Source organism: Salinicoccus hispanicus (assembly GCF_009831115.1).
Lineage (GTDB): Bacteria > Bacillota > Bacilli > Staphylococcales > Salinicoccaceae > Salinicoccus > Salinicoccus hispanicus.
In genome coordinates this window covers 640,341-666,108 of the sequence record NZ_WUUK01000001.1, presented here as the reverse complement: position 1 = coordinate 666,108, position 25,768 = coordinate 640,341, and the positions used below count along the sequence as shown (strand labels likewise).

General features: G+C 45.9%; 24 protein-coding genes and 1 riboswitch. Of the genes, 15 read left to right on the top strand and 9 right to left on the bottom strand.

Annotated elements, in window-relative coordinates; all coding sequences use genetic code 11:
- Positions 1 to 4 precede the first annotated feature (4 nt).
- Complete coding sequence (locus GQ671_RS03400) at positions 5 to 1,249, top strand: peptidoglycan bridge formation glycyltransferase FemA/FemB family protein (RefSeq protein WP_160652695.1); 1,245 nt, start codon at positions 5 to 7, stop codon at positions 1,247 to 1,249.
- A 27-nt stretch (positions 1,250 to 1,276) separates the two neighbouring features.
- Here GQ671_RS03400 and GQ671_RS03395 read toward each other — a convergent pair whose 3' ends face one another.
- A complete protein-coding gene (locus GQ671_RS03395; protein WP_160652693.1) occupies positions 1,277 to 3,025 on the bottom strand; it encodes a solute:sodium symporter family transporter in 1,749 nt (582 codons plus the stop codon).
- A gap of 268 nt (positions 3,026 to 3,293) precedes the next feature.
- Here GQ671_RS03395 and GQ671_RS03390 point away from each other — a divergent pair, with 268 nt between their 5' ends.
- A complete protein-coding gene (locus tag GQ671_RS03390; protein WP_160652690.1) occupies positions 3,294 to 3,857 on the top strand; it encodes a recombinase family protein in 564 nt (187 codons plus the stop codon).
- Positions 3,858 to 4,324: 467 nt separating this feature from the next.
- On the opposite strand, the gene GQ671_RS03385 is transcribed toward GQ671_RS03390, so the two are convergent.
- Entirely contained in the window at positions 4,325 to 4,660 is a 336-nt protein-coding gene (locus GQ671_RS03385; RefSeq protein WP_160652686.1) for a hypothetical protein, read from the bottom strand.
- A 159-nt stretch (positions 4,661 to 4,819) separates the two neighbouring features.
- Between GQ671_RS03385 and pepF the strand changes: the two genes are divergently transcribed.
- Positions 4,820 to 6,625, top strand: a complete 1,806-nt coding sequence (gene pepF, locus GQ671_RS03380; RefSeq protein ID WP_160653530.1) for an oligoendopeptidase F — start codon at positions 4,820 to 4,822, stop codon at positions 6,623 to 6,625.
- Positions 6,626 to 6,687: 62 nt separating this feature from the next.
- Here pepF and GQ671_RS03375 read toward each other — a convergent pair whose 3' ends face one another.
- From GQ671_RS03375 to GQ671_RS03365, 3 genes are all read right to left on the bottom strand, one after another.
- Positions 6,688 to 7,719: a threonine aldolase family protein gene (locus GQ671_RS03375; protein ID WP_160652683.1), complete on the bottom strand. Its 1,032-nt coding sequence runs from the start codon at positions 7,717 to 7,719 to the stop codon at positions 6,688 to 6,690.
- A gap of 113 nt (positions 7,720 to 7,832) precedes the next feature.
- Positions 7,833 to 8,702: a CvfB family protein gene (locus GQ671_RS03370; protein WP_160652680.1), complete on the bottom strand. Its 870-nt coding sequence runs from the start codon at positions 8,700 to 8,702 to the stop codon at positions 7,833 to 7,835.
- Between the two features lie 11 nt (positions 8,703 to 8,713).
- Positions 8,714 to 9,442: an NAD-dependent protein deacylase gene (locus tag GQ671_RS03365; RefSeq protein WP_160652677.1), complete on the bottom strand. Its 729-nt coding sequence runs from the start codon at positions 9,440 to 9,442 to the stop codon at positions 8,714 to 8,716.
- 84 nt (positions 9,443 to 9,526) lie between these two features.
- On the opposite strand from GQ671_RS03365, the gene GQ671_RS03360 reads away from it, so the two are divergent.
- The 9 genes from GQ671_RS03360 to lysA all read left to right on the top strand — a co-directional run bounded on the left by GQ671_RS03360 (position 9,527) and on the right by lysA (position 19,500).
- Positions 9,527 to 11,131 (top strand): ABC-F family ATP-binding cassette domain-containing protein, encoded by a 1,605-nt coding sequence (locus tag GQ671_RS03360; protein WP_160652674.1) that lies wholly within the window; start codon positions 9,527 to 9,529, stop codon positions 11,129 to 11,131.
- An 82-nt stretch (positions 11,132 to 11,213) separates the two neighbouring features.
- A riboswitch (Lysine riboswitch) is annotated at positions 11,214 to 11,393 on the top strand.
- A 75-nt stretch (positions 11,394 to 11,468) separates the two neighbouring features.
- Positions 11,469 to 12,671, top strand: a complete 1,203-nt coding sequence (locus GQ671_RS03355) for an aspartate kinase (RefSeq protein WP_160652671.1) — start codon at positions 11,469 to 11,471, stop codon at positions 12,669 to 12,671.
- Positions 12,672 to 12,689: 18 nt separating this feature from the next.
- Positions 12,690 to 13,685, top strand: coding sequence for an aspartate-semialdehyde dehydrogenase (locus GQ671_RS03350; protein ID WP_160652668.1), 996 nt, complete (start codon positions 12,690 to 12,692; stop codon positions 13,683 to 13,685).
- The gene (dapA, locus tag GQ671_RS03345) at positions 13,678 to 14,574 is read left to right on the top strand and encodes a 4-hydroxy-tetrahydrodipicolinate synthase (protein WP_160652665.1); all 897 of its coding nucleotides are present in this window, start codon (positions 13,678 to 13,680) and stop codon (positions 14,572 to 14,574) included. The genes GQ671_RS03350 and dapA overlap by 8 nt, the downstream gene beginning before the upstream one ends.
- Positions 14,571 to 15,299, top strand: a complete 729-nt coding sequence (gene dapB / locus GQ671_RS03340; RefSeq protein WP_160652662.1) for a 4-hydroxy-tetrahydrodipicolinate reductase — start codon at positions 14,571 to 14,573, stop codon at positions 15,297 to 15,299. Before dapA ends, dapB begins: the two co-directional genes overlap by 4 nt.
- A gap of 4 nt (positions 15,300 to 15,303) precedes the next feature.
- Positions 15,304 to 16,020 (top strand): 2,3,4,5-tetrahydropyridine-2,6-dicarboxylate N-acetyltransferase, encoded by a 717-nt coding sequence (gene dapD / locus GQ671_RS03335; RefSeq protein WP_170288612.1) that lies wholly within the window; start codon positions 15,304 to 15,306, stop codon positions 16,018 to 16,020.
- Positions 16,013 to 17,155: a M20 metallopeptidase family protein gene (locus tag GQ671_RS03330; RefSeq protein WP_160652659.1), complete on the top strand. Its 1,143-nt coding sequence runs from the start codon at positions 16,013 to 16,015 to the stop codon at positions 17,153 to 17,155. Before dapD ends, GQ671_RS03330 begins: the two co-directional genes overlap by 8 nt.
- Positions 17,156 to 17,171: 16 nt before the next feature.
- Positions 17,172 to 18,260 (top strand): alanine racemase, encoded by a 1,089-nt coding sequence (locus tag GQ671_RS03325; protein ID WP_160652657.1) that lies wholly within the window; start codon positions 17,172 to 17,174, stop codon positions 18,258 to 18,260.
- Positions 18,238 to 19,500, top strand: a complete 1,263-nt coding sequence (gene lysA, locus GQ671_RS03320; RefSeq protein ID WP_160652655.1) for a diaminopimelate decarboxylase — start codon at positions 18,238 to 18,240, stop codon at positions 19,498 to 19,500. The genes GQ671_RS03325 and lysA overlap by 23 nt, the downstream gene beginning before the upstream one ends.
- 107 nt (positions 19,501 to 19,607) lie before the next feature.
- Here lysA and cspA read toward each other — a convergent pair whose 3' ends face one another.
- Together cspA and GQ671_RS03310 are read right to left on the bottom strand one after the other, a co-directional pair.
- The gene (cspA, locus tag GQ671_RS03315; protein ID WP_017548994.1) at positions 19,608 to 19,808 is read right to left on the bottom strand and encodes a cold shock protein CspA; all 201 of its coding nucleotides are present in this window, start codon (positions 19,806 to 19,808) and stop codon (positions 19,608 to 19,610) included.
- A 182-nt stretch (positions 19,809 to 19,990) separates the two neighbouring features.
- Positions 19,991 to 20,281, bottom strand: a complete 291-nt coding sequence (locus GQ671_RS03310) for a DUF1033 family protein (protein ID WP_160652651.1) — start codon at positions 20,279 to 20,281, stop codon at positions 19,991 to 19,993.
- Positions 20,282 to 20,382: 101 nt separating this feature from the next.
- Between GQ671_RS03310 and GQ671_RS03305 the strand changes: the two genes are divergently transcribed.
- The 3 genes from GQ671_RS03305 to GQ671_RS03295 are packed head-to-tail and all read left to right on the top strand — an operon-like array spanning position 20,383 to position 22,577.
- On the top strand, positions 20,383 to 20,652 hold the full coding sequence (locus GQ671_RS03305) for an acylphosphatase (RefSeq protein WP_160652648.1): 270 nt from the start codon (positions 20,383 to 20,385) through the stop codon (positions 20,650 to 20,652).
- 25 nt (positions 20,653 to 20,677) lie between these two features.
- Positions 20,678 to 21,406, top strand: a complete 729-nt coding sequence (locus GQ671_RS03300) for a 5-bromo-4-chloroindolyl phosphate hydrolysis family protein (protein WP_160652646.1) — start codon at positions 20,678 to 20,680, stop codon at positions 21,404 to 21,406.
- A complete protein-coding gene (locus GQ671_RS03295) occupies positions 21,390 to 22,577 on the top strand; it encodes a toxic anion resistance protein (RefSeq protein WP_160652644.1) in 1,188 nt (395 codons plus the stop codon). Before GQ671_RS03300 ends, GQ671_RS03295 begins: the two co-directional genes overlap by 17 nt.
- A 28-nt stretch (positions 22,578 to 22,605) precedes the next feature.
- Here the strand turns inward: GQ671_RS03295 and brnQ are convergent, their stop codons facing one another.
- Both brnQ and GQ671_RS03285 read right to left on the bottom strand, forming a co-directional pair.
- A complete protein-coding gene (gene brnQ / locus GQ671_RS03290; RefSeq protein WP_160652642.1) occupies positions 22,606 to 23,919 on the bottom strand; it encodes a branched-chain amino acid transport system II carrier protein in 1,314 nt (437 codons plus the stop codon).
- Between the two features lie 108 nt (positions 23,920 to 24,027).
- The gene (locus GQ671_RS03285; protein ID WP_160652640.1) at positions 24,028 to 25,767 is read right to left on the bottom strand and encodes a vWA domain-containing protein; all 1,740 of its coding nucleotides are present in this window, start codon (positions 25,765 to 25,767) and stop codon (positions 24,028 to 24,030) included.
- Between the last annotated feature and the right edge of the window lies 1 nt (position 25,768).

Genomic DNA, 25,768 nt, shown 5'->3' with positions numbered 1-25,768 from the left:
AAATATGAGAACATCACCCATCCAGGCGGAGACTTTCAAAGCCTTCATGGCCGATTATGGCAGCTACTGCCACTATATGCATGATCCGCTGTACTATGACTATATTTCAGGCATCCAGGAGACTCATATCCTTGGGCTGTTTGAAGAGGAGACGCTCATCGGCGTTTCCATGATCAGTGGCCGTTCTGTGCTGAAGCGGTACAGGATATTCACGTCTCATGCCGGCCCGCTGATCCAGCCTTTTTCAAATGAAAGGCTGCAGTTCTTCCTGAAGGAAATTGATGCGTATGCAAAAAAGCAGGGCGCCATCAAAATGGTCCATTCTCCATATCATATCTATCAGATGCGCAATAGCGACGGGGAAGCGATCGACAGCGAACTTAACAACCATGGGATCATGGAAGTCTACAAGGCTCTCGGCTATAGCCATAATGGTTTTACGAAGCAGCTTGTGACCAGTGAAATGCTGAGGTATCAGGCAGTGCTTGATATCACCAGGGACGAAGAAGAACTCATGAAGCGCATGGATCAGAAGACCCGATACAACACCCGGGCGAGTGAGCAGATGTGCATCAGGGTCAGATATCTGGAAGAGGATGAATACGACAAATTCATTGAAATATACAAGGATACTGAAGAGCGCATCGGTTTTGACCCGGTAAGCAGCGAGAAGATCAAAAACCTCCTCAGAACTTTGAAGGATCGTACTTATCTGACGTTAAGCTACATCGACCTTGAAGAATACCTGGCAAAGCTCAGTGAGGAGCTCGAAGCACTCGTTTCCGATCAGAAGGAAATGCAGAGCAAGGTCGACAGCGGCCAGGGCACGAAACGCATGAAGGGTCGACTGAATGAGTTGAAGGATCTGATGGGCAATAAGGAGAAACGTCTGGAGAAAATCCGTGGTGTCCAGGCCGAATACGGAAACATCATAGAGCTTTCCGCTGCCATGTACTACTATAACAACCATGAAATGGTCTATCTCTTCAGTGGCAGCTACCCCGAGCATTCCATGTTCATGGGGACAAACTTCACGACATGGCATATGATCAAGGAAGCAAAGAAGCTTGGTCTCGGACGCTTCAATTTCTTTGGGCTGACCGGGGACTTTACGGAAGACTCAAAGGACTATGGTGTCTACAAGTTCAAAAAAGGCTATGATCCGTTGATAGAGGAATTACCGGGAACGTTTGAAAAAGTATACAACAGGCCGGTGCACAAGCTGGCCCAGAAACTGAATAAGATCTAGAACAGAAAAGAAGCTATAGCACATGTGCTATAGCTTCTTTTCGCTGTAGGTGTTCTGCAGCATTGTGCCGTACTTGTCGTTCCATCTCTTGAATGAAATGAAATAGAATAGGGCGGTCATGGCAGCAAGTATTATAACGACTGGCCAGAACCATCCGGAAACAATGCCGTCCGGATAGGCGAGTCCGATGTTTGAAAATAGTACGAAGCAGAATACCATGGCACCGATCAGCACTACTGTAACAGGTAGTGCAAACTTCCATGGTACCATGTCCACCTTGGGGTTATAGGTGAATTCGTGTGGTCTTGCCAATGGTTTGACAATTCCGGCTACTGCCATGATTGCGACAGCGAGTACGAACAGCATGCCCTGGATATGGATGAAGCTGATGCCGAACTCGATGCCGAAGAATGTCGGCAGTCCCCATATCAGCATGTAGTACAAGATGACATGGACAATGATGGCAATTTTCGGGCCGATCGGCGGCACTTTCTTTGAAAAGATACCGACAAGTATGATTGCAATAACCGGAATGTTGAAGAATCCGGTGAATTCCCTGATGATATTCCAAAGTCCATCCGGTGCACGGAGCAGCAGAGGGGCGATGAAGAAGGAAATCAGCGCCAGGAGTGTACCAAACCATTTACTGATCATAATCATTTCCCTGTCTGACGCATTCTTTTTGAATTTCACCTTATAGATATCATACGCAAACATGGTGGCCGCACTATTGAGCAGCGAGTTGAAGCTCGAGAGTACAGCGCCCAGAAGTACTGCCAGGAAGAATCCACTTAAAACGGGTGGCAGCAGCTGGTTGATCAGAGCCGGGTAGGCAAGATCTATATTTTGAAGTTCCGGTCCATACAGATGAAAGGCGATGATGCCGGGAATCATCATCATGAATGGTACAAGCATTTTCAGAAATCCGGTGAACAGCGTACCTTTCTGACCTTCAGCAAGACTTTTGGCGCCAAGTGTCCGCTGGATGACGTACTGGTTCGTGCCCCAATAGAATAGATTGGCGAAAATCATACCGGTGAATATGGTGCCGAATGGTACAGCATCCTCACGAGAACCGATTGAATTCAGTTTTTCAGGGTTTTCTGTAGCAATAGTCTTCATACCTTCGAAAATGTTGCCGCTGCCGAGTGCATATAGTCCGATGATCGGGACGAGCAGTCCAATGACGAGCAACCCGATTCCATTCAGTGTATCCGATATGGCAACAGCCCTCAGCCCTCCGAATATGGCATAGCAGGCACCGATGATGCCGACAATCCAGATGACAATCCACATGGACTGCTCCAGTGACAGACCGAGCAGCTCCGGTACATCGAACAGCTGAAGTACAGCAATGGCACCGGAGTAGAGTACTGAAGGGATGGTTACGAACGTGTATCCCATCATGAACAGAAGTGTGACCATCATCCGGGTCCCTTCATCGAACCGGCTATTCACAAAACCCGGCAGGGTGGTGAAAGCACCCCCTATGTATCTTGGCAGCAGGACAAGCGCAAGGATGATGACAGATATGCCGGCAGTCACTTCCCATGCCATATTCGACATGTTTGCACTGTAGGCCTGGCCATTCAGTCCGACCAGCTGTTCTGCAGAAAGATTGGTCAGAACGAGAGATCCGGCGATGAAGCCACCGGTCAGACCACGCCCGGCGAGAAAGTAGCCATCACTGTCACCGACGGTGTTTCTCGTTTTACGATAGGAGTACCAGGCGACAAAAGCCATAAATAGGATGCAAGTAACAATAGTGAAAGTCATTTTATCAGCTCCAGAAACAAATATGGGGTTATCATTTATATTATATATGTACTAATTATCAGACATTAAACATAAATTGTAAAATTTCCAATGAATTGAGGAGGCATTTTAACTGTCTATTTAACGAGGGTTTTATTTACATTAACAATTAAAGAACATAAACCTCTAAAATGTTAATAAATGTTGTTTTTTAACTTGTTTTTTATTCACTGTACACTTATAATGATATTACACCGTTTAAAATACATTAAAAGGGAAAGATGTAAAAATGAGTAAAATAGGCTATGCAAGAGTAAGCACCAAAGGTCAGAACCTCGAAAGTCAGATGGATATGCTTGAAGAAGCAGGATGCATTAAAATTTTCTCAGAAAAAGTAAGCGGCAGAAAGCCCGAACGCACAGAGCTTGAAAAATGCATGGACTATATGCGGGAGGGGGACACGATGGTGATCACGAAGCTGGATCGGCTGGGACGTACGACAAAACAGCTCATAGAGCTGTCGACAGCGCTGGAAAAACGCGGAATTGACCTGGAAATCATCAATATGAATGTTACAACGAAAGATCCGATGGGTAAAATGTTCTTTACGATGATGTCGGCATTTGCAGAACTTGAAGCAAGCTTGCTCAGTGAGCGGACGAAAAAAGGGCTGGAATCAGCGCGCGCACGCGGTAGAAACGGTGGCAGACCCGGAATTGCAGACGACAAGAAAGCAATGATACAGTCGTTATACGATACACAGAAATATACAGGAAAGCAGATTGCAGATATGGTTGGCGTATCCAGAGCGACAGTATATAAAGTTGTAAACGAATCAAAAGAAGAAGGATAAAATACTAACATAAGAGTTAACATAGCAAGCAAATCATATGGAATGATGAATACCTGGTTACGGAATAAGATCCGGACCGGGTATTTTAATGCCCATATTAATGGTAATTTTACAGAACATATTTCCTATATTATAAAGTTTACATAATATATATTATAGGAAGTTATGTGTGTATAGAGATAGAGCACCCTTTTTACTGATCTGTCTATAAACTGTCGTCTATTGCTCCATATATTATCATAGGTCCTTTTGATCATCCAGCCTGATCTGCACATACAGCACCTTATACTATTGCCATCCATAGCATCTGGATTATTTTTATGTGCAATCCGGGATTATCGCAATATTTCCACTGAACATGATCTGAAATGTCTATTTATTATATACATGTTTGTGTGATTCCGTATGTGTGGTTTCTAATTCATCCATAAAAAAAACAGCTGCTCTTTGGCAGCTGTCATCATGCATCATCTTTTACTGTCAGGTGCTGTATCCGGATCATTCAGTTCGGCCTTCGTCGCGCGTTTTGAAGTAATTTCGTTCTTTCTTCTTCTCGCCCTGACATACAGCCAGGTCAATACGCTTATAATGAAAGATAATATTCCAAGGAATAATGCATAGCCCATCAATGGCTCCCAATCCGTATTCTCAACGAAGTTCGGTATGATGAATGCTGCCAGAGCCGTGATTATGAAAACAATGATCGGTACAATGATATATCTCCTCAAAGCAAGCCCTGCAATTGCGCTTATGACAATGACTGCAAGTATGCTGAAAATGTAGAAACTCGGACTCTGTATCATCCTTTCACCTCCAAATTGTTTTATACATCTCTTATTCTCGATTTGGACAGTTTTGAAACTTCTTCCTCATTTATATAGTAATGATTTTAATTTTTTGAATTTTCATGTATAATGGTATCATTACTTCGGTTTCCGAAATTAAAGGAGTGTCAAATGACAATGGAACAACTCAAGTCCAGAAATGAAGTGGAAGAAAAGTACACGTGGAATCTATCCGACCTTTTTGCTTCTGATGAAGCATTTGAAAAGGCTGTACAGAATATCCGCCCGGAAATAAAGTCATTCAGTGAAAAATTCTCAGGTGGTCTATCGGATGCAAAAACTGCAATTGAAGCGCTTGAAAGCTATAGGAATCTGACTGAATCCCTAGTGCCGATCGGTGCATACGCCAATCTCAGAATGGCATCCGATCAGGGAGATGCTTCTGCTCAGAAACTCAGTGGCCTTGCGAGCAATATCAGTACATATTTCGGCAGTGAAACGAGCTTCCTGACAAGTGAACTGTTGCAGAAGGACACGTCTTTCCTTGAAGAAGTCAAAAGCCAGGCATCCGAATTCACTAATTTTGTGGACGAGCTGCTGAAAAACAAACCGTACCAGCTCGATGCCAATGTGGAAAAGGCGCTTGCCTCCTACTCCACTGTTTTCGAAGGCCCATACAGTCTGTATCAGAAAACCAAACTGCTTGATATTGATTTTGGTACTTTCAAAGCGGATGGACAGGAAATCCCCCTATCCTACCTCGCTTTCGAAGGTGAACTGGAAAGTCATGAAAATACGGAAATCAGACACAGTGCATTCCGTGCCTTCAGTGACAAACTTGCAGAGTATCAGCATACGACAGCAGCAACCTACGATCTCCAGCTCAAGCAGGAGAAGACGACATCCGATCTTCGCGGCTTCGATTCCGTATTCGACTACCTGCTCCACCGCCAGGATGTGGATCAGTCGCTCTATAACCGTCAGATCGACATGATCATGAGTGATCTCTCTCCACACATGAGACGCTATGCGAAACTGCTGAAGCGCGTGCATAACTTGGATGAAATGAAGTATGAAGACCTTAAGATTTCACTCGACCCATCATCAGAGCCTGAAATCAGCATCGAGGAATCCAGAAAGTACATCAATGATGCACTTGCCATCATGGGAGATGACTATGTCAACATGGTCAATCGTGCCTACGATGAGCGCTGGATCGACTTCGTCAAAAACAAAGGAAAATCCACTGGTGCATTCTGCTCCAGCCCATATGGCTCCCATCCGTTCATTCTGATCTCATGGACATCACTGATGACGGAAGTATTCGTCCTTGCCCATGAGCTGGGGCATGCGGGACACTTCTACAACGCCAACCGTTCACAGAACGTGTTTGATGCAAGAAGTTCCATGTACTTTGTCGAAGCACCAAGTACGATGAACGAAATGCTCATGGCAAACCACCTGCTTGAGAACTCCGACGATCCGAAGTTCAAGCGCTGGGTCATCAGCTCCATCATTTCCAGAACGTACTATCACAACTGTGTGACGCACCTGCTTGAAGCTGCATATCAGCGTGAAGTCTACAAGAAGGTGGATCAGAACGAAAGTGTCTCCGCCCCTGTACTGAATCAGCTGAAGCGTGAAGTGATCGAGGAGTTCTGGGGAGACGATGTTTCAATCACAGAAGGTGCCGAACTGACATGGATGAGACAGCCGCACTACTATATGGGACTCTATCCATACACCTACTCTGCCGGGCTCACCATTGCTACAGCGATGAGCAAGAGAGTACTGAATGAAGGACAGACGGCAGTCGACGACTGGCTCAAAGTTCTGAATGCGGGCGGTACGGAAGATCCTGTCGAGCTGGCACGCATGGGCGGCGTCGATATCACAACTGAGCAGCCGTTGCGCGACACGATAGACTATATCGGCGAACTAGTCGATCAGCTTGAAGCACTGACAGAAGAAATAGAAGGATAGAAATTTAAAACCAGTCATCGAACAATCGATGACTGGTTTTCTTTATTATATGACACTATTTTCTAAAGTTTTTCGATATCGCTGATCAGTGCATCGACATCATCACTGGTAGTCGACCAGCTCGTGCAAAGCCGGATGGCTTTCCTTGCTGTATCAATCTCTTCCCATACATGAAAGGCATACTTTGACTGTAATACGTCGATCTGTGTATCGGTCAGTATTGGGAAAATCTGATTTGTTGATGCGGGAGCATACATTTCGATAGCTTTCTTCTCAAAAGCTTCTGCCAGACGATGGGCCATCTCTATGGCATGCTTTGATATCTCAAAGTACAGCCCATTTTCAAAAAGGACTTCGAATTGGATGCCGAGCAGTCTGCCTTTGGCCAATAATCCGCCTTTCTGCTTCATAATATAGCGGAAATCAGGTTTTATATTATCATTGGTGATGACGATGGCTTCGCCGAATAGTGCACCGACTTTTGTGCCACCGATATAGAAGACATCACATAGACTTGCCAAGTCACGGATGCTTGTATCATTGTCCCGGGATGCAAGTGCATATCCAAGCCTGGCGCCATCAACCATCAGATATAGATTATTTTCAGTACATATTTCCCTGAGATCTTCCAGTTCCTGCCTGGAGTATAATGTACCAGATTCAGTCGGCTGTGATATGTAGACCATCTTCGGTTGCGGCATATGTTCGTGGGTCGGATCATTCCAGTGGCCCTCTGCAAAGCTTCTGACTTGTTCGGCATTTATTTTACCGTCGCTATTTTCGATTTCCAGGACTTTATGTCCGACTGATTCGATGGCGCCTGTTTCATGACCGGCAATATGGCCGCTATCGGGCGCGATGACACCCTGATGGGTTCTGAGCATCGATGCGATGATGGTCATATTGGCCTGTGTGCCACCGACCATGAAGTGTACATCTGCGTCTACTCCGCAAAGATCACGGATATACGCTTTGGCTGTTTCTGTGTGATGGTCCGTACCGTAACCCGGCAGCTGTTCATTATTGGTCTCGGACAGCCGTTTTAAAATCGATTCATGTGCGCCTTCTATATAATCGCTGTCAAATCTGATCATCCAAACCCTCTTTTCGTAATTTTCTTTATCATTCATTTCAAGAATACCCAATTGTCGACCACTGCTCAATACAAAAGGCCCTCCGTCAATAAAAACCGGAGGGCCATCTATACCTATTGATTCTTTGCGACTGTTTCCTTGCCTGTCTGCTCGACTTTGCCTTCTTTCATCAGCCGGCCGAGCGCACGTTTGAATGAACCTTTCGACATGTTGAATGCTTCTTTGATGTCTTCAGGAGGGCTTTTGTCAGTCAATGGCATGCTGCCCCCATTTTTTGTAATATAGTCCATCACCTTTTCGCTGTCAGCGTCCATTTTCTTGTATGCCTGCTGGATGAAGGAACCATTGATTTCGCCTTTTTCATTGATGCCGATCACTCTGAATTTCTTCAGTTCACCAAGACGCGGCTCTGCTTCCCTTTCGCTTTCATGGACGAACACTTTGTGGCCATCTTCGGTCAGCAGGAATGTCCCGATCCTGAGCAGACGATACGGACGGCCTTCAAGCCATTTGTTCTTCATCTCTGCAAACTTCGACTGGTCGACAGGTGTGAAGCGTTCTGCTGCATCATTTTCACTGAGCAGCCTGCCGAAGAGCTGGTTATCATGCTCTGCTCTCAAGACGAGATACAGCTGGTCGCCCTCTTTCGGCCAGACGTCTTTGACTTTCGGGAGATCGATCCAGGGCACCAGAATATCCCTAGGCGCACCGACGTTCACGTATGCGCCGTCCCTGTTCACTTCTGTGACAGTCGCATAGCCATACTGGCCGACGGATGCTGTCGGTACGATTGGAGCGGCAAACAGTTCACCACTTCTGTTCGGATAGATGAAGGCGCTGACCTGATCACCGATTTCGAATTCCTTATCCGATGTAGAGGCGTTCATTCTGATATATTGCGCATCCTCTGTTTTTAAATGGTATGTCGAGCCTTCCTTCTTGATGACTTCCAAAAATTGTACTGTTCCTGATATTGGTTCCATATATTATCTCCTTAACTATTATAGATGTGCTCGATGACTTTGGTCATATCCTGATTGATGACCAGGTCTGCTGCACGATCGAATGGTGTTCTGTCCTGATTGATGATGATGAAATGACTACCGCTGAAGTAGTTGATGAGGAATGCTGCCGGATTGACGACGAGTGATGTTCCCATGACGACAAGCGTGTCTGCATGTCCAAGTTTGTCCATGGCGGACTGCATTACGGATTCATCCAGCATTTCTTCATAAAGTACGATGTCCGGTCTCAGGATGCCCCCGCAGTCACAATGCATCAGATTCTGTTCGATGACTGCCTGTTTGGAATACTGCGTGCTGCAACCGGTGCAATAGAAGCGGTTGATCGTTCCATGGAGTTCATCCACATTGCGGCTGCCCGCCTCCGTATGCAGGCCATCTATGTTCTGGGTGATGACGCCGAGTGAACGGCCCGCGTCTTCTTCAGCTGCAATGAAATCATGGACGATATTTGGCGATTTCTGAAGATACATCAGCCGTTTCCTATAGAAGCGGACGAAGCTTTCAGGTTCATTTTCAAGATGCGACCGGCTCAGCAGATACTCGGGCGAATGGCCTTCCTTGCTGATTTCATCAAACAGTCCACCCATGCTTCTGAAGTCGGGGATGCCACTTTTGACAGAAACCCCTGCTCCAGTGAAAAACACACTGCGTCGACTGTTCCTGATGATGTCCGAAAATCGGCTTGATTCATGTTCCATCGGTCACTGGCCTCCTAGAATTATATTTCAATGGTACCATAAATGTGGTATCATCGCTTAAGAATATACTAAAGGAGAGTGCCTATGCTACAGGTTACAGATATCAGTCTGAGGTTTGGTGACCGAAAACTGTTTGAAGATGTAAATATAAAGTTCACACCCGGAAACTGCTATGGTCTGATCGGGGCGAATGGCGCCGGCAAATCAACGTTTCTTAAAATACTTTCAGGAGAACTGGAAGCACAGACAGGTCATGTGAGCATGGGGAATGACGAAAGACTGGCCGTACTGAAGCAGGATCAGTTCGGATACGAAGATCAGCGCGTTCTCGATGTCGTCATGATGGGCCACGCCAAGCTATGGGATATCATGAACGAAAAGAACGCCATATATATGAAACCGGATTTTTCAGATGAAGACGGCATGCGTGCGGCCGAACTTGAAGGTGAATATGGAGAAATGGGCGGCTGGACAGCTGAAGCAGACGCTGAGAGCCTGCTCCATGGTCTTGGCATCGGTGCAGATCTGATCGACAAGAACATGTCAGAACTCGAGAACAATCAGAAAGTGAAAGTTCTCCTGGCACAGAGTCTTTTCGGCGATCCCGATGTACTGCTGCTCGATGAGCCGACCAACGGTCTCGACATCGAAGCAATCCAGTGGCTTGAGGAGTTCCTCATGAACTTCAGCAATACTGTCATTGTCGTCTCACACGACCGTCACTTCCTTAATAACGTGTGTACCCACATTGCAGACCTTGACTTCAGTAAGATCCAGGTCTACGTCGGCAACTACGACTTCTGGTACCAATCCAGCCAGCTTGCCCAACAGATGGCGCAGGAACAGAATAAGAAGAAGGAAGAGAAGATCAAGGAACTGAAGGATTTCGTCGCACGTTTCAGTGCGAATGCATCGAAATCTAAACAGGCGACCAGCCGTAAGAAAACCCTCGAAAAGATAGAGCTTGATGATATCAAACCATCGTCAAGGAAATATCCATTTGTTCATTTTACACCTGAGCGTGAAATCGGTAATGATCTATTGCAGGTCAAAAACCTTTCCCACACAGTTGACGGCCAGAAGGTTCTGGATAATGTGAATTTCACACTCGACCCATATGATAAGACCGTACTGATCAGCTATTCCGAGATTGCCCGCACTACCCTGCTGCGCATTCTTGCCGGAGAAATCAAGCCGGACGAAGGAGAAGTCAAATGGGGCGTGACGACAAGTCACAGCTATCTGCCAAAAGACAACTCCGAATTCTTCGAAGGTGTAAACCTGAACCTGGTCGACTGGCTGCGCCAGTATGCACCACCTGAAGAGCAGACTGAAACTTTCCTGAGAGGATTCCTCGGCCGCATGCTGTTCAGTGGCGAAGAAGCCAAGAAAAAGGCGAATGTCCTATCCGGTGGAGAGAAAGTGAGAGGCATGCTGTCCAAAATGATGCTGTCGAAATCCAATGTACTCATACTGGATGAACCGACAAACCACCTTGATCTGGAAAGCATCACCTCGGTCAATGAAGGACTGAAGAAATTCAAAGGATCCATCATCTTTGCATCTCATGACTTCGAGTTCATCAATACCATCGCAAACAAAGTGCTGGAACTCGAGAAAACAGGTGCCATCGTCAAAGAATCGACGTACGAAGAGTACTTGAAAGATAAAGGGCTCATCAAGTCGTAATTATGCGGCAATTGTCTATTTTTAAAAAAGTGGTTTACATGTATGGATTATATATGTATAATTACGTTTATAAAATTTAATATCAGTTGGATGAGGCGCATCAATCATGAGTAGCCACTTATCAAAGCCTGCGAGCTTTAAGTGTGCAAAAGGGTGAGATGCCGAAATAGCAGACCGTTGCAGCGGTACGCTATTGGATCTGAAGGTTAAGAGCTACAGATCTGTCATTATTTTCACAAAATAATGGAGTGCATCACTTGTGTATAGATATAACAAGTCCGGCATTCCGGGCTTGTTTTTTTTAATTTAAGTGAGTACTTCCCTAGCAGGAGGTCATATGGAAACAAGTGTATTGAAGTTTGGCGGAACGTCTGTAGGTGATTTCGACAAGATAAAAGATATTGCCGGAGAACTGCAGTCGCGGGTCTCGCGGGGTGAGAAGCTGATTGTTGTTGTCAGCGCGATGGGAGGCATGACGGATGAACTGCTGCGGAATGCCAGCCGGCTCTCCTCTGCTCCAAAAGAGGACCACGTGGCTTTGCTGCTGACTACTGGAGAACAGCAGACCATCTCCTACCTTTCAATTGTGCTTGAAGATCTTGGTGTTTGTACGAAGGCCATGACGGGCTACCAGGCAGGTATAAAAACATTCGGCGGCCACATGAAAAGCAGAATTGCAGATATTGATGAAAAACGATTGAAAGAGACGCTTGAAATCCATGACGTCATTGTCATTGCCGGTTTCCAGGGCATCAATGACGATCTTGAGATTACAACACTTGGCCGGGGTGGTTCCGACACAACGGCGGTGGCCATCGCAGCACGCTGTGGCATGCCATGCGAAATATATACGGATGTGGATGGCGTATACACCACAGACCCGAGAGTCTATGGCGCAGCCAGCAGAATCCATGAGATCACTTACGATGAAATGATGGAAATGAGTGCACTCGGTGCGGGAGTCCTTGAAACAAGATGCGTAGAAATTGCGAAAAATCATGCCATCCCACTCTATCTGGGAAGAACACTATCTGAAGAGAAAGGAACATGGATCATGCAGGATACACAAGTGCTTGAAAGGAAAGCAGTCACGGGGGCAGCGCTCGACAGTGACATCATCCATGTCACACTCTATGAACCACAGAAGGAATCGACACTCATATTCGACCTCTTCGAAAAATTCGAAAAGCATGACATCAATATCGATATGATTTCGCAAGTCGTGAACAGCGAAGGATTTCAGCTTTCTTTTACAGTCAAAGATGCTGATTCATATCGTCTGGATGAGATCTTTGAAGCAGTCGGACATATGCATCCTGAAATGATGCTCGATGCCAGAACCACCCGGTCAAAAGTTTCGATCATCGGTTCAGGGATGCGGGATATGACAGGCGTGGCATCGAAAGCATTCAGGGCCCTACAGGCAGCAGGAATACCGTTCTATCAGACAACGACTTCGGAAATCAGCATTTCCTACGTCGTAGACAGTGTAAATGATAAGCAGGCAGTCGAAGTACTGGCGACAGCCTTCGAACTATAAAATCAGGAGGAGATCAATATGGTCAAAGTAGCAATAGTTGGAGCGACTGGTGTCGTCGGCAGCAAGATGATTGAAATGTTCGAGCAGTATGAGATAGAGGCGGATGAGCTGGTGCTCTTCTCCTCCCCGCGTTCTGCAGGTAAAGAGATCGAAGTCCTGGGCCGGACGCTTACAGTCACGGAACTGAATGAAGAATCAGCGAAGGAAGCATTCGATTACGTCGTCATGAGTGCCGGAGGTGGCACCAGCAAGCAGTTCGCACCGATTTTCGAGGAAAATGGCGCCATCGTGATAGACAACTCCAGCCAGTGGCGGATGCATGAAGATATCGATCTGATCGTGCCGGAAATCAATACGCCGAAGCTCAATCGAGGCATCATAGCGAATCCCAACTGTTCGACCATCCAGTCTGTCGTGGCACTCCAGCCACTCAAAGAGCAGTTTGGATTGAAAAGAGTACACTACACTACCTATCAGGCCGTCTCCGGTTCTGGTTCGGGTGGTCTGAGGGATCTTGAGGCGGGAGCAAAAGGAGAAGCACCGACAACCTATCCGCATCCGATCCATGATAATGTACTTCCCCACATCGATGTCTTCATGGAAGATGGCTATACGAAAGAAGAAATAAAGATGATGGACGAAACAAAGAAGATACTGGACCAGCAAGACCTCCGGGTGACCGCAACCTGTGTCAGGGTTCCGGTGTCAAACAGCCATAGCGTGCACATCAACGTCACTCTGGATCAGGAAGCTTCGGTTGAAGCAGTAAGGGAAGCATTCAGAAATCTCCCCCACATCAAACTGCTGGACGATCCTGCAAATAATGTATATCCGACACCGCTTGAAAGTACAGGTGAACCGGAAGTATCCGTCGGACGCATAAGAAGAGATGATTCACTGGATAATACATTCCATATATGGTGCACAGCAGACAATCTTCTGAAGGGCGCCGCGCAGAACACAGTACAGATTTTAAAAATGATGATGGAAACGGAGAGGGTTCATAATGAATGATACGGTTATTTTTGAAGGCATCGGTGTAGCGATGACGACCCCATTCGCAGATGACGCTGTGGATCATGCAGCATTCAGAAGACATATCGAATACCTGATTGAAAACAATGCACAGGCGCTGATCATCAATGGCACTACAGGTGAATCACCGACACTTGAGGGTGACGAGATGCGTGCCCTCCTCGAAACGGCAGTAGAGGCGGTCTCAGGTCGTATACCTGTCATTGCAGGCACAGGTACAAACTCGACGCGGACTACAATAGAGCATTCGAAGTATGCTGCTGAAGCCGGCGCAGACGCGCTGATGCTCATCACCCCCTACTACAATAAAAGCAGCCAGCGCGGTCTTTACGAACATTTTGTGCAGGCGGCGGAAAGTACCGATCTGCCTGTCATCCTTTATAATGTCCCTGGCAGAACCGGGATGACAATAGAGCCTGAGACTGTAGAAAAGTTGAGCAGACATCAGAATATCGTTGGTCTGAAGGATGCTGTAGGTGATCTGGAATATACGAAAACAGTACTTGAAATGACGAAAGATCAGGACTTCTCCCTATACAGCGGCAATGATGATAATATGCATGAATTCTGCAGAATGGGCGGCAAAGGATTGATCTCCGTAGTCGGCAACATCATCCCCGGTGAGCTGCAGGAAGTCTATGACAGCATCCAGCACAATGACCCGAAGTCACAGCAACAGTTCAATAGGCTTATTCCGATGATCGAAGCGGTACAGGTGGATGTCAACCCGATACCGGTAAAAGCGATGACGAGTGTACTCGGCTTCGGCAAGTATGAACTGAGACTGCCACTTGTCCCTCTCGAAGCGGAAGCGCACGAAAAAGTGGTTGAAACACTGAGAAAGTTCAGGGAGGGTTCTCTCGTATGAGAATACTGCTGATCGGCTACGGCACAATGAATAGAATCACAGCAAGGCTGGCTGAAGAAGCAGGACATGAAATTGCCGGCATCATTGCTGGTGGTAAAAGTGATCCCCCCTACCCTGCATTCGATTCGATCGATGCAGCAGGTGCGGATGTCGCCATCGACTTTTCGCATCCGGATCTGTTGCTGCCTCTGCTCGCAGGTGAAGTGAAGACACCACTTGTCATTGCAACGACAGGCAGGAAGGAAGAACTGGTTGCTGTACTGAAAGAAAAGAGTGGATCGCTGCCTGTATTCTTCAGTGCCAATATGAGCTACGGTGTCCATGTCATGAATACACTGCTCAAGAAAGCACTGGACATGCTTGAAGACTTCGATCTGGAGATGGTCGAACGTCATCACAACAGGAAAGTGGATGCACCAAGTGGCACTCTGGTAAAATTACTGGACACTGCCCTTGATCATCGTGAAGGCAGCTACCCGGTATACGACCGGTCCAATATTCATGAAAAGCGTAAACAAGAAGAGATTGGTGTCAGTGCCATCAGAGGCGGTTCCATCGTCGGGACGCATGATGTCATATTCGCCAAAGATGACGAAGTCATTGAAATCAGCCACCAGGCGCAATCGAAGGAAATCTTCGCCAATGGTGCGCTGAAAGCAGCAACAGCTCTGGTCGACCGGCCGGACGGGTTCTACGACTATAATAATCTATTCGAGGAGAGATAAGATCATGGAAAACTTTACAGCAGAAGAAATCATCCAATACATCAGCGACGCACATAAGGTGACACCTGTGAAGGTGTACGTCAACGGCAACTTTGAAAATGTCCAGTTCCCTGAAACACTCAAAGTTTTTGGCAGTGAAAGTTCAAAGACGATTTTTGCAGATCTTGCTGATTGGAAAGCATTCGAAACAGAAAATACGGACGTCATCACAGATATCGAAATTGAAATGGACAGAAGAAACTCTGCCATCCCATTGAAGGATCTGTCAGAAACCAATGCACGTATCGAGCCAGGTGCATTCATCCGTGAAAATGCAGTCATCGAAGACGGCGCAGTCGTCATGATGGGTGCAACGATCAATATCGGTGCAGTGGTCGGAGAAGGTACCATGATCGACATGAATGCATCTCTCGGGGGCCGTGCCGTGACAGGCAAGAATGTGCACGTTGGTGCCGGATCTGTACTCGCTGGCGTCATAGAACCGCCAAGTGCCTCCCCTGTCGTCATTGAAGATGATGTACTGATCGGTGCCAATGCTGTCATCCTGGAAGGTGTCAGAGTCGGTCAGGGCGCAATCGTTGCTGCAGGTGCCATAGTCACTGAAGACGTACCAGCAGGCACTGTCGTCGCAGGTACACCAGCCAAAGTCATCAAACAGGCGCAGGACGTTGAAGGCTCCAAGAAGGAAATTGTTGCTGCACTGAGGAAACTGAATGACTGATCTTGAATTCGTCACGCATCACAGACGGGTACTCCATCAGCATCCTGAAATAAGCATGCAGGAATTCAGAACGACAGATCATATCATTACATTTCTGGAACAGATGGATATTCCTTTTGAACGGCCTCTTGAAACAGGGGCCGTTGCTTATCTGGACGGTAATTCGGATAGAACCATCGCCTATAGGGCGGATATCGATGCCCTGCCGATCCATGAGGAGAATGATGTGCCCTATCGCAGTACAGTTGATGGCGCCATGCATGCATGCGGGCATGACGGTCACACGAGTGCACTCATGCTTTTCGCAAAACGGTGCAAGGCACTTGCTGACGAAGGGCAGCTGCTGCACAATGTAATCTTCATTTTCCAGCCTTCCGAAGAAACGGCGGCAGGCGCAGACCAGCTGATCAATGTCTGGCAGCCTGATATGGAGATTGAAGCAGTATTCGGTGTTCATATGATGCCGAATGAGGATGAAGGCAAAGTGATACTCCGGGATGACGCGATTACAGCAAGTGCTACGGAGTTCCGTTTTTATATCAATGGCCAATCCGCACATGTCGCAGCAAAGCACGAGGGTGTATCTTCAATAGAAAGCCTGCTGCATATCGCAACACAATTGACACAGATGCAGCATTTCCATCTGAATGGTCTGAACCGCAACATCATCCATATCGGAAACCTCAATGCCGGCGAGGCCATCAATACAGTGGCAAGCCAGGGCTATCTTGAGGGAACGATACGAACATATGAAATGAATGACCTTGATACCATCAAATCAAGAATGCAGACATTGGCACGAACATCGAGCGAGCTGTTCGGTTCAGCGGTCGAGGTCACTTTCAATGAAGGTTATCCACCGGTCATGAATGCACAGGCTCTGAGACAGCCTGTTGAAGCAGCACTTGCTGGGTCGAAGGTCGATGTAGATGTAGTGGAGAATGACAAGCCCTACCTTTTTGGTGAGGACTTCAGTTTCTACAGTCGTCTTGCCCCATCCTATTTCGTCTTCTTTGGAAGTAGAAATGAAGAAAAAGGATTTACAAGCAGCCTGCATACAGCAACATTCGATCTCGATGAAGCGGTTCTTATGAATGTAGCCGATTATTACGAAGCATTGATGAACGAAATATAAAAAGGAAGTGAATGGAATGGGCGGTACACTCATAATCGACAGAGCACAATTCATACGGACAGCGAAAGCATCATCAGGTGGCAAAAATGTCATCGCTGTAGTTAAGAACAATGCCTACAATTATGGTCTGAAGTTTTCCGTCAGTGCGTTTCTTGAGGCCGGTATCCATTCATTTGCCACCACATCCATGGATGAGGCACTCACAATCAGGGAGATGGCACCGGATGCAATGATTTTTCTGATGAACCCGACGTATGATTTGGAAATGGTCAGACGCAATGATTTCCATATCACCCTCCCCTCTTTGGAATACTACTACAAGTATAGAGATGACCTCACCGGCATCAGCATTCATCTGGAATATGCAGGACTTTTCAACCGATCGGGTTTTGAAGATGCATCAGATATGGTGGAAGTGATCAATGATGCATATGCCCTGCCGCCCCACGCGCGCGCCGATATTGCAGGCATATGGACACACTTCGGCTATGCGGATGAGCTGGATATGCAGGAGTATGAAGTGGAAAGAAAAATGTGGCTCGATCTCCTGTCAACTGTTATGAACACAGGTCATACATTCAAATACATCCATGCCCAGAACAGCGCAAGCTATGCACGCGACGGCCTTTTTGAGCATCATACGCACCTCAGGCTCGGCATAGCATTATACGGTTCACGCCCCTATGCTACTCTGCCTGCTTCAGACTATGAACAGAGTATGACGCTGAAGGCTCCAATCGTTCAGCTGAGACATCTTCGAGCCAGTCAGAAGTGCGGTTATGGCGGCAGTTACGAACCGCATGAAGACGCATCGATCGCGGTGGTGGATATCGGCTATGGTGACGGCATATTAAGAAAACGTGCCGAGTTCGACTGTATGATCAACGGCAGACGCTACCCGATAAAAGCACTGATGATGAGCCATATGATTGTGGAAGTGGATGAATGTGTAGACATGGAAGATGAAGTGATCCTATATGGCAATGATCTCAGAATCGATGAATTTACAGCCTTAGGTGTCGGGGCGAACTCCGAACAGCTGGGGGCACTGAACTACAACTCTCTGAAGAAGGTGATTATCAATGACACTGGCGTATATCAATAATGAACTCCATCTGAACGACCATGCACTGGAAGATCTGGCAAAGCAATACGGCACGCCACTATTTGTATATGACGAAGACGCAATCCGCAGCCAGTGCAGAAAATACCATAGCGTATTTGAACAGGAATCACTCGACTACTCGATTTCCTATGCATCCAAAGCATTCACCTCGGTACAGATGGTCAAATTGCTCCAGGAAGAAGATATGAAGCTTGATGTCGTATCGGCAGGTGAACTGTATACGGCAATCCAGGCAGGCTTCCCGGCCTCCCATATCCATTTTCACGGCAACAATAAGACGGCAGAAGAAATCCAGTATGCGCTGGAAGTGGGCATTGGACTTTTTGTCGTTGATGCCATGGACGAAGTGGCTCTGCTCGACAGATTGGCAGATCAGCCCATAGACGTTCTGCTGCGAATCAATCCAGGCATTGATGTCAACACCCACTCATACATACAGACTGGCCAGGAGGACAGCAAATTTGGTCTGTCCATCCATAATGGTACAGCGTTTGAGGCCATCAGAATGATCCAGGAAAGCAGATATGTGAACTTTAAAGGTGTCCACTATCATCTGGGGTCACAGATAGATGAAGAAGGACCTTTCCTGAAGGCGCTTGATGTCGTATTTGAGTGGCTGTCAAAATCCGGTATCGACATTGAGATTCTGAACATGGGCGGCGGCTACGGTGTCCGGTATACAGAGGCAGACACACGTTATCCGATAGAAAAGGGATTTGCCAACATCATCAGCAGATTGAAGTCGCTGTCCACCGAGTATGGTATCCCCCTCCCCCACATCATGATAGAACCCGGACGCTCCATTGTCGCTGAAGCAGGCATTACACTATATGAAGTCGGTGTCGTCAAAGATATCCCTGGTGTTTCCCGTTATGTATCAGTCGATGGTGGCATGAGCGATCATATCCGCACCCCACTCTACGGCGCAGAATATGAAGTGATGGCTGTTAAAGAGAACAAGACCCAGTCCATGGACGCTCATGTCGTCGGTAAGCTATGTGAATCCGGGGATATTGTACGTAAGAATGCTTCCCTGCCGGAAGATGTCAGCCGAGGGGATCTTGTTGCTGTAAGAACAACAGGTGCCTACCATTACTCCATGGCATCGAACTACAACCAGATGAGGAAACCCGCTGTCATCTTCGTAACTGGAGCAGACGTTCGTGAAGTGATCAGAAGGCAGAGTCTTGCCCAGCTGATAGAAAATGATATGATATAAAAAAAGAGCGCCATAAGGCGCTCCATATATATTGGCAATAAAAAAACCTGGGCCTGGACCCAGGTTTTTCATGATACAAATCAATTTAACCTATAAATGGATTTATATTATAGTTTAACAACGTTAGCAGCTTGTGGGCCGCGGTCGCCTTCAACTACTTCGAATTCTACTGATTGACCTTCTTCAAGAGATTTGTAACCTTCTTGATTGATCGCTGAGAAGTGTACGAATACGTCGTTTTCACCCTCGATTTCGATAAAGCCAAAACCTTTTTCTGCATTGAACCATTTTACTGTACCTTGTTTCATTAATTAAATCCTCCAAAGACGATAATTCAATATGCATAAACTACATAGATAAGAACTGTATGGTACATACAATTTCTTAAATAGAGAATGCCTATTGATATATCAATTATACTGCAAAATGACTGCATTTGCAAATGATTCTTTGTAAGTTTTGTAAATTTTTTATGAATATTCTAATAATATTATACAAATAATTCGTCGTTTTTAATCATTATCGGTGTATAGTAGATTTGAAGGTCTTCATCACAGTCTTCACAGTATTCAAGCTCACAGCCATTGAAGAAAGCTGTAAGACTGTATTTACCTTCCTTGGAAGAATGAAACTTCTCTTTCATCTGCTGCTTCAGCTCGGCATACGCCTGACGCATGTCCTTTTCCGAATCATAGCTGAACTGTCTGATGATATTATCCTGCCAACCCTCAAAGAGCCACCAGCCTTCATAATCCGCTTTGAGTATGACAATCCTAAGCATTTTAAAAACTCCATTCGCTTTTGATAATATATGTATTATATACGCGTATAATTCGCATTATCAAGTTAAAAATCCTATAATATGTATAAGAGGTGTTGCAGATGGAATCTAGAATGATAAACGTTTCCGGCCATGTACAGGGGGTCGGTTTCAGATATTCGGCCAAAGCTGCTGCAGACAGACTGAATATTACCGGATATGCAGCAAACGTTCAGGATCATGTGGAAATACTGGCGACCGGAGAAACATCCGATCTCGATCAATTTGTACAGGAGATCATCAAGGGGATCTCCCCTGCTTCAAGAGTTGACGACTATTCCGTCGAAAACATTCCCCTTGAAGACGGCAGTGGCAGATTTGTCACCAAATAGTACTGACTGAAGGTGTAATTTAAAAATGAAGAATAATATATCACACTGGTTTGCATCATTAATTTCCGTTCCGGTTGCTCTTGTGGCCGGCATGTTTTCGATGATAGCCTTCGATATTCATCTGGTGTTCGATATGATGATTGCAGCAGGTGGTTTTTTTGCGGCCTACTTCCCTACTCAATCCATCAGTCTCAATTCCCAGCTGCAGAAGATGGGAATTACCAAAAGTGAGTATCGTTATGTCAAAAGTCAGCTGACGGAAGCGAGAGAAAAGATAAAACGGCTGAGACAGAGCTATAAGAATGTAAGAACATTGAAGGACGCGCGTCTGATATATGATATCAACCGCCTTGTCCGGACTGTATATCAGACAGTTGAAAATGACCCTAAACTATTTTTCAATATCCAGCAGTTTTTCCACTCGAATCTGGACTCGGCAGTAAATACAATTGAACAGTATCTTTTCCTCTATAAGATGCCAGGCAAGACCAAAGAGGAGAAGGTGAAACTTCATGAAACAAGAATTTCACTGCTGGAATTGAAACGGACGATACAGAGCAACCTGTCATCAATGAACAGGAATGGCTATCAGGCACTGGAAGTTGAAAAGGACTTTATAAAGCTGAACAGAAAGCGTAGCACATCCACCATGAAACTCGACAACACATTGGATAAGCAGAAAGTGAAGCTTAAGAAAAAAGAGAAAGAACCCGTATACCAAAACAGAGGTGAAGATGATGAAAGAGGAAAATAAATTGAGAGAACAGCTTCTGTCAGACCCGTTTTCTTCAGTGGATGAAGAGAATGAATTGATTCCTCGGCCGGAAGCGGCCATGACCGAGGAGAGCCAGCAGCAGGACGCACTGACGACCTATCAGGAACGGTTCAATGAGGAAGACCTGAAGAGAATTACAGAAATCAAAGATAAGATAGAACCTTTGAATAATGATGCTCTGATTCAATATGGGGCCAATGCTCAGCAGGCCCTTTCAAAATTCTCCCACCAGATGCTGAATGAAGTGCAGTCCAAGGATGTAGGTCCCATCGGGGATACATTGGAGAGCCTGATGAAGAAGCTCAAAGAAATCGATCCTGATGAACTTTCCAAGGAAAAGAAGAATATATTCAACCGGCTGTTCAGAAGAGTCAAGAAATCAGTGAATGAACTGATCTCCAAACACCAGAGTGTCGCTTCACAAGTCGATCGCATCAGCATCCAGCTTGAGCATGCCAAGGAAGTGCTTGTCAAAGATGTCCATCTGCTCGATAAGCTGTATGATCAGAACAAAGACTACTTTGATGCGATAAATATCTACATTGCTGCTGCTGAAATGAAAAAGCAGGAACTCGAGAATGAGACATTGCCGCAACTAAGGAGCAAAGCCGAACAATCCAGCAATCAGATGCATGTGCAGGAAGTCAACGATATGATGCAGTATATCAACCGACTGGAAAAGAGGGTTCATGACCTTAAACTCTCAAGACAGATTACATTACAGTCTGCACCGCAGATCAGGATGATCCAGAATATCAACCAGACGTTGGCTGAAAAGATCCAGAGCTCCATACTGACCAGCATACCATTATGGAAAAACCAGATGGCGATCGCCCTTACCCTGCTCCGTCAGGAATCGGCTTCCCAGGCACAGCAGGCTGTTACAAACACCACCAATGACCTGTTGACCAAAAACTCTGAAATGCTCAAGCAAAATTCCATACGCACTGCGCAGGAGAATGAAAGAGGCATCGTTGATATCGAGACATTGAAGACGACGCAGGATAATCTGGTAACGACTATTGAGGAAACTCTAAGAATACAGCAGGAAGGTTCACAGAAACGTCAGGCAGCGGAGCGTGAACTTGAACAGATGGAAGAGGATCTTAAAACAAGACTGCTTGAAATCAAGCAGGAACATAGATATTAAAAAAAGAAGCGCATCTGCGCTTCTTTTTTTATGAATATTTTACTCTCTCCTGTTTCATCCCTATCAGATAACCGACAATATAACCGATGACCATGACGGGGATCCATTCGAATGAGCTTTGGAACAGAGGCATATTTTCAATCCATCCAAAATCAAACCATCCATTTCTGTGAACAACTGCCAGGATGCTTGTAACGATGATCAGGTAGATCGGAATCTGGAAGCTCAGTCGTGGTGATGGTATGAAGTATGTCAGGAACAGCAGTGCAACGGACGCCATGGCAATCGGATAGATGATTGAAAGCACGGGAACACTTGTCTGGATGACTTGTGTCAGCCCCTGGTTGGCGAGCACAAGTGAGATCAGAGTAAATATGATGACAAAAGTTTCGTACGATATTTTAGGAAGAATACTATTGAAATACTCGCTGACAGCAACAACAAGGCCAGTCGCTGTTGTCAGACAGGCCACTGCAACGATGACACCGAGCAGGATTGTGCCGAATTGACCGAAGGAATCTTCAGCTACGAATGTCAGCAGGAACGTCCCCAGGTTCTGGTCTTCCGGCTGGGAAACACTTGGACTTACATGGTTTCCGATCCATCCGAGCGAAATGTAGATGACGCCCAGAAGAAATGCTGCAATGGAAGCAGATTTGATTGTCTCGATGAGCAGGTCTTTTCTTTTGGTAACCCCAAGGCTGCGGATCGAATTTAAAACGATGACTGAAAAGGCAATGGCTGCAATCGCGTCCATAGTAAGGTAGCCTTCAGTAAATCCGACAGAAAATGGAGATGTAGAATCAAAACTTTCAGCCGCAGCACCTGAATCGTTGCCGATGTACATTGTGATTGCTTTGACGATCAGAGCAATTATGGTAACCAGCAGTACCGGTGTAAGAAAGCGGCCGATATTATCGACCATGCGGCTCGGGTTATAGCTCAATGCAAATACGATACCGAAGAAGACAAGTGTGAATATGAGCAGACTCACCCAGCCTGTGCCGTTGATGAATGGCACCATCGCCATCTCATATGCTGTCGTCGCTGTCCTTGGAATTGCGAAGAACGGTCCGATTGCGAGATAGATGATCACCATGAAGATGATGGCAAATATCGGATGGACGACTTTGAGAGATTCCCGATAGCCATCTTTGGATATGGATCCGGCAATGACTCCGATCAGTGGCAGTCCTACCCCGGTAATGACAAAGCCGATGATTGCCATCCAGAAATATTGCCCGCTATCAAAACCCAGCCCTGGTGGAAAAATCAGGTTTCCTGCGCCAAAGAACATGGCAAACAGCATGAAACCGACTATGATATTGTTTTTAAAACTCATTATTTGACCTCCTGATACGAAAGAATAATAAAACGACATTCATTAGTGTACAACACAAATCTGATCAAGTCCATAAGATTCTTAATAATCAGACATCACAACCCGGGATTACATCAGTATCTTTGCCAGTACCCTCTTCAACAGGTTCGGCAGCGCGAAAGCAATCTCTTCTGCATCATGGACAATTACAGTGTCTGTATCGTAAATATTCCTGATGGCTGCCAGTGTATTCTCTTCATTATCCTGGTCTATGAACATATTGATGACCTGTATTCCTGATTTCCTGGCTTCCTGAACTGCTTCATGCGTGTCTATGATGCCACTCTGGTTATACTGCTCTGCACTTGGCAGTCCATCGGAGAACATGATGATGAACCGATCCTTTTCACTGCGCTGCTCGAGATTCTCTATTTCGTTTCTGATGATGAGCCCATCCCTGTTATCACCGGAAGTTTCAAGATCCATCAGTGACACAGGATAGTAGTATCTGGATCTTTCAAAATCCAGATGCTCGTATATGTTATTCGGGTAATGGTTTTTCATTACTTCAAAAGTATCTTCATGATATGAAATGATACGGTGTGGAACATGGAGTGTCCGAAGTATGTTATTCAGGATGATTGCGCCATTCCGACATCCTGCAAGATGTTCCGTCATTGAAAATGACTGATCGATGATGATCGTGAATACAGCATCGATTTCTTTCGATTCGGTGTTCTTTTTGACAAACAATTTGTGACTGTTATCGATGAGCGGTCCAACGGGATTCTTCATCAGTTTGCCTGAAGTGCGGCGTGTCTGATAGGCATTCATCTTATAGTTGAGAATCTGTGTGATATCCCCGATGACTTTCTGGGCCACATGATTATAGGACTCGAATATATTCCTGTAGTCATTGTACTGGGAAAGTTTTACCTTTGGACGCAGCACGTTGAGAGTTGCATACTGATTGGTACGTCCCCTGTCTTCAAATTGATTTTCCCCAGTATTGCTGCCAAATCCTTCATAATAGTCGGATACATCATCATTATGGTCATTCTGCCTGCCATGTGCACTTTTACGTGATGAATTGTCACCTGTCTCACCAAGGACATTCGCATCATTCGCATCACGATCGGTCTTTGTATCGACACTGCGAGTCGAATTCTCTTCCGTCTCTTCTTCACTTTCCAGTTTTGCAGCATCTTTTCTGAATGGTGTCGTTCTATTGAACACACTGATTTCGTTGAAGGGCATATCATGTATCTGAAACGCAGTATTGAGCGAGATGCGGGAGGAAAGCATCGAAATGATCTCTTCAGTCAGATGGATGCTTTCTTCTGTACTTGTGCTGATCAGGGGGAAATCTTCACCAAATGCATGAAGGGCATCCTTGCGCTCTAAGATGGCAATATTGAATGATTTGAGAAACGCCTCGGCATCAGTGGCAGCATTCCTGCTGTATTCTCTGATTCTTATGCGATCCCCCTCTTCCACCATGCTGCTGATCAGAGGGCGGGAGTGGAAAGCAGCCCGGCGGTTTCTGTAGTATTCCAGGGACAGGAAAATCTGCTGCGTCAGTACACCCGTGTCCTTCATGCTGTCATACTGGCTGTAGTCCATGATGGAAGTGGAAGGATACCGGGTCAGTATATCGTATCTGAATCCTTCCCTTTCGGTGATATCGGTTCGATGCTTCCAGAAGAAGCTCAGATTGAATGTATTTTCAACAGGATCATAGTAGCTGTACTTCCTTACGGACACTGTCACTTCCTTGTTCCTAAGAAGCAGCCTTGCAAGGTCTGTCAGTTCCATCATGATTTTGGAGTCTACAATCTCATCATTGAATTTTATAAATGAATAGCCCATG

Coding starts and splice junctions, on each gene's coding strand:
- GQ671_RS03400 (WP_160652695.1), top strand. CDS start 5: ATGAGAACATCACCCATCCAGGCGGAGACTTTCAAAGCCTTCATGGCC.
- GQ671_RS03395 (WP_160652693.1), bottom strand. CDS start 3,025: ATGACTTTCACTATTGTTACTTGCATCCTATTTATGGCTTTTGTCGCC.
- GQ671_RS03390 (WP_160652690.1), top strand. CDS start 3,294: ATGAGTAAAATAGGCTATGCAAGAGTAAGCACCAAAGGTCAGAACCTC.
- GQ671_RS03385 (WP_160652686.1), bottom strand. CDS start 4,660: ATGATACAGAGTCCGAGTTTCTACATTTTCAGCATACTTGCAGTCATT.
- pepF (WP_160653530.1), top strand. CDS start 4,820: ATGGAACAACTCAAGTCCAGAAATGAAGTGGAAGAAAAGTACACGTGG.
- GQ671_RS03375 (WP_160652683.1), bottom strand. CDS start 7,719: ATGATCAGATTTGACAGCGATTATATAGAAGGCGCACATGAATCGATT.
- GQ671_RS03370 (WP_160652680.1), bottom strand. CDS start 8,702: ATGGAACCAATATCAGGAACAGTACAATTTTTGGAAGTCATCAAGAAG.
- GQ671_RS03365 (WP_160652677.1), bottom strand. CDS start 9,442: ATGGAACATGAATCAAGCCGATTTTCGGACATCATCAGGAACAGTCGA.
- GQ671_RS03360 (WP_160652674.1), top strand. CDS start 9,527: ATGCTACAGGTTACAGATATCAGTCTGAGGTTTGGTGACCGAAAACTG.
- GQ671_RS03355 (WP_160652671.1), top strand. CDS start 11,469: ATGGAAACAAGTGTATTGAAGTTTGGCGGAACGTCTGTAGGTGATTTC.
- GQ671_RS03350 (WP_160652668.1), top strand. CDS start 12,690: ATGGTCAAAGTAGCAATAGTTGGAGCGACTGGTGTCGTCGGCAGCAAG.
- dapA (WP_160652665.1), top strand. CDS start 13,678: ATGAATGATACGGTTATTTTTGAAGGCATCGGTGTAGCGATGACGACC.
- dapB (WP_160652662.1), top strand. CDS start 14,571: ATGAGAATACTGCTGATCGGCTACGGCACAATGAATAGAATCACAGCA.
- dapD (WP_170288612.1), top strand. CDS start 15,304: ATGGAAAACTTTACAGCAGAAGAAATCATCCAATACATCAGCGACGCA.
- GQ671_RS03330 (WP_160652659.1), top strand. CDS start 16,013: ATGACTGATCTTGAATTCGTCACGCATCACAGACGGGTACTCCATCAG.
- GQ671_RS03325 (WP_160652657.1), top strand. CDS start 17,172: ATGGGCGGTACACTCATAATCGACAGAGCACAATTCATACGGACAGCG.
- lysA (WP_160652655.1), top strand. CDS start 18,238: ATGACACTGGCGTATATCAATAATGAACTCCATCTGAACGACCATGCA.
- cspA (WP_017548994.1), bottom strand. CDS start 19,808: ATGAAACAAGGTACAGTAAAATGGTTCAATGCAGAAAAAGGTTTTGGC.
- GQ671_RS03310 (WP_160652651.1), bottom strand. CDS start 20,281: ATGCTTAGGATTGTCATACTCAAAGCGGATTATGAAGGCTGGTGGCTC.
- GQ671_RS03305 (WP_160652648.1), top strand. CDS start 20,383: ATGGAATCTAGAATGATAAACGTTTCCGGCCATGTACAGGGGGTCGGT.
- GQ671_RS03300 (WP_160652646.1), top strand. CDS start 20,678: ATGAAGAATAATATATCACACTGGTTTGCATCATTAATTTCCGTTCCG.
- GQ671_RS03295 (WP_160652644.1), top strand. CDS start 21,390: ATGAAAGAGGAAAATAAATTGAGAGAACAGCTTCTGTCAGACCCGTTT.
- brnQ (WP_160652642.1), bottom strand. CDS start 23,919: ATGAGTTTTAAAAACAATATCATAGTCGGTTTCATGCTGTTTGCCATG.
- GQ671_RS03285 (WP_160652640.1), bottom strand. CDS start 25,767: ATGGGCTATTCATTTATAAAATTCAATGATGAGATTGTAGACTCCAAA.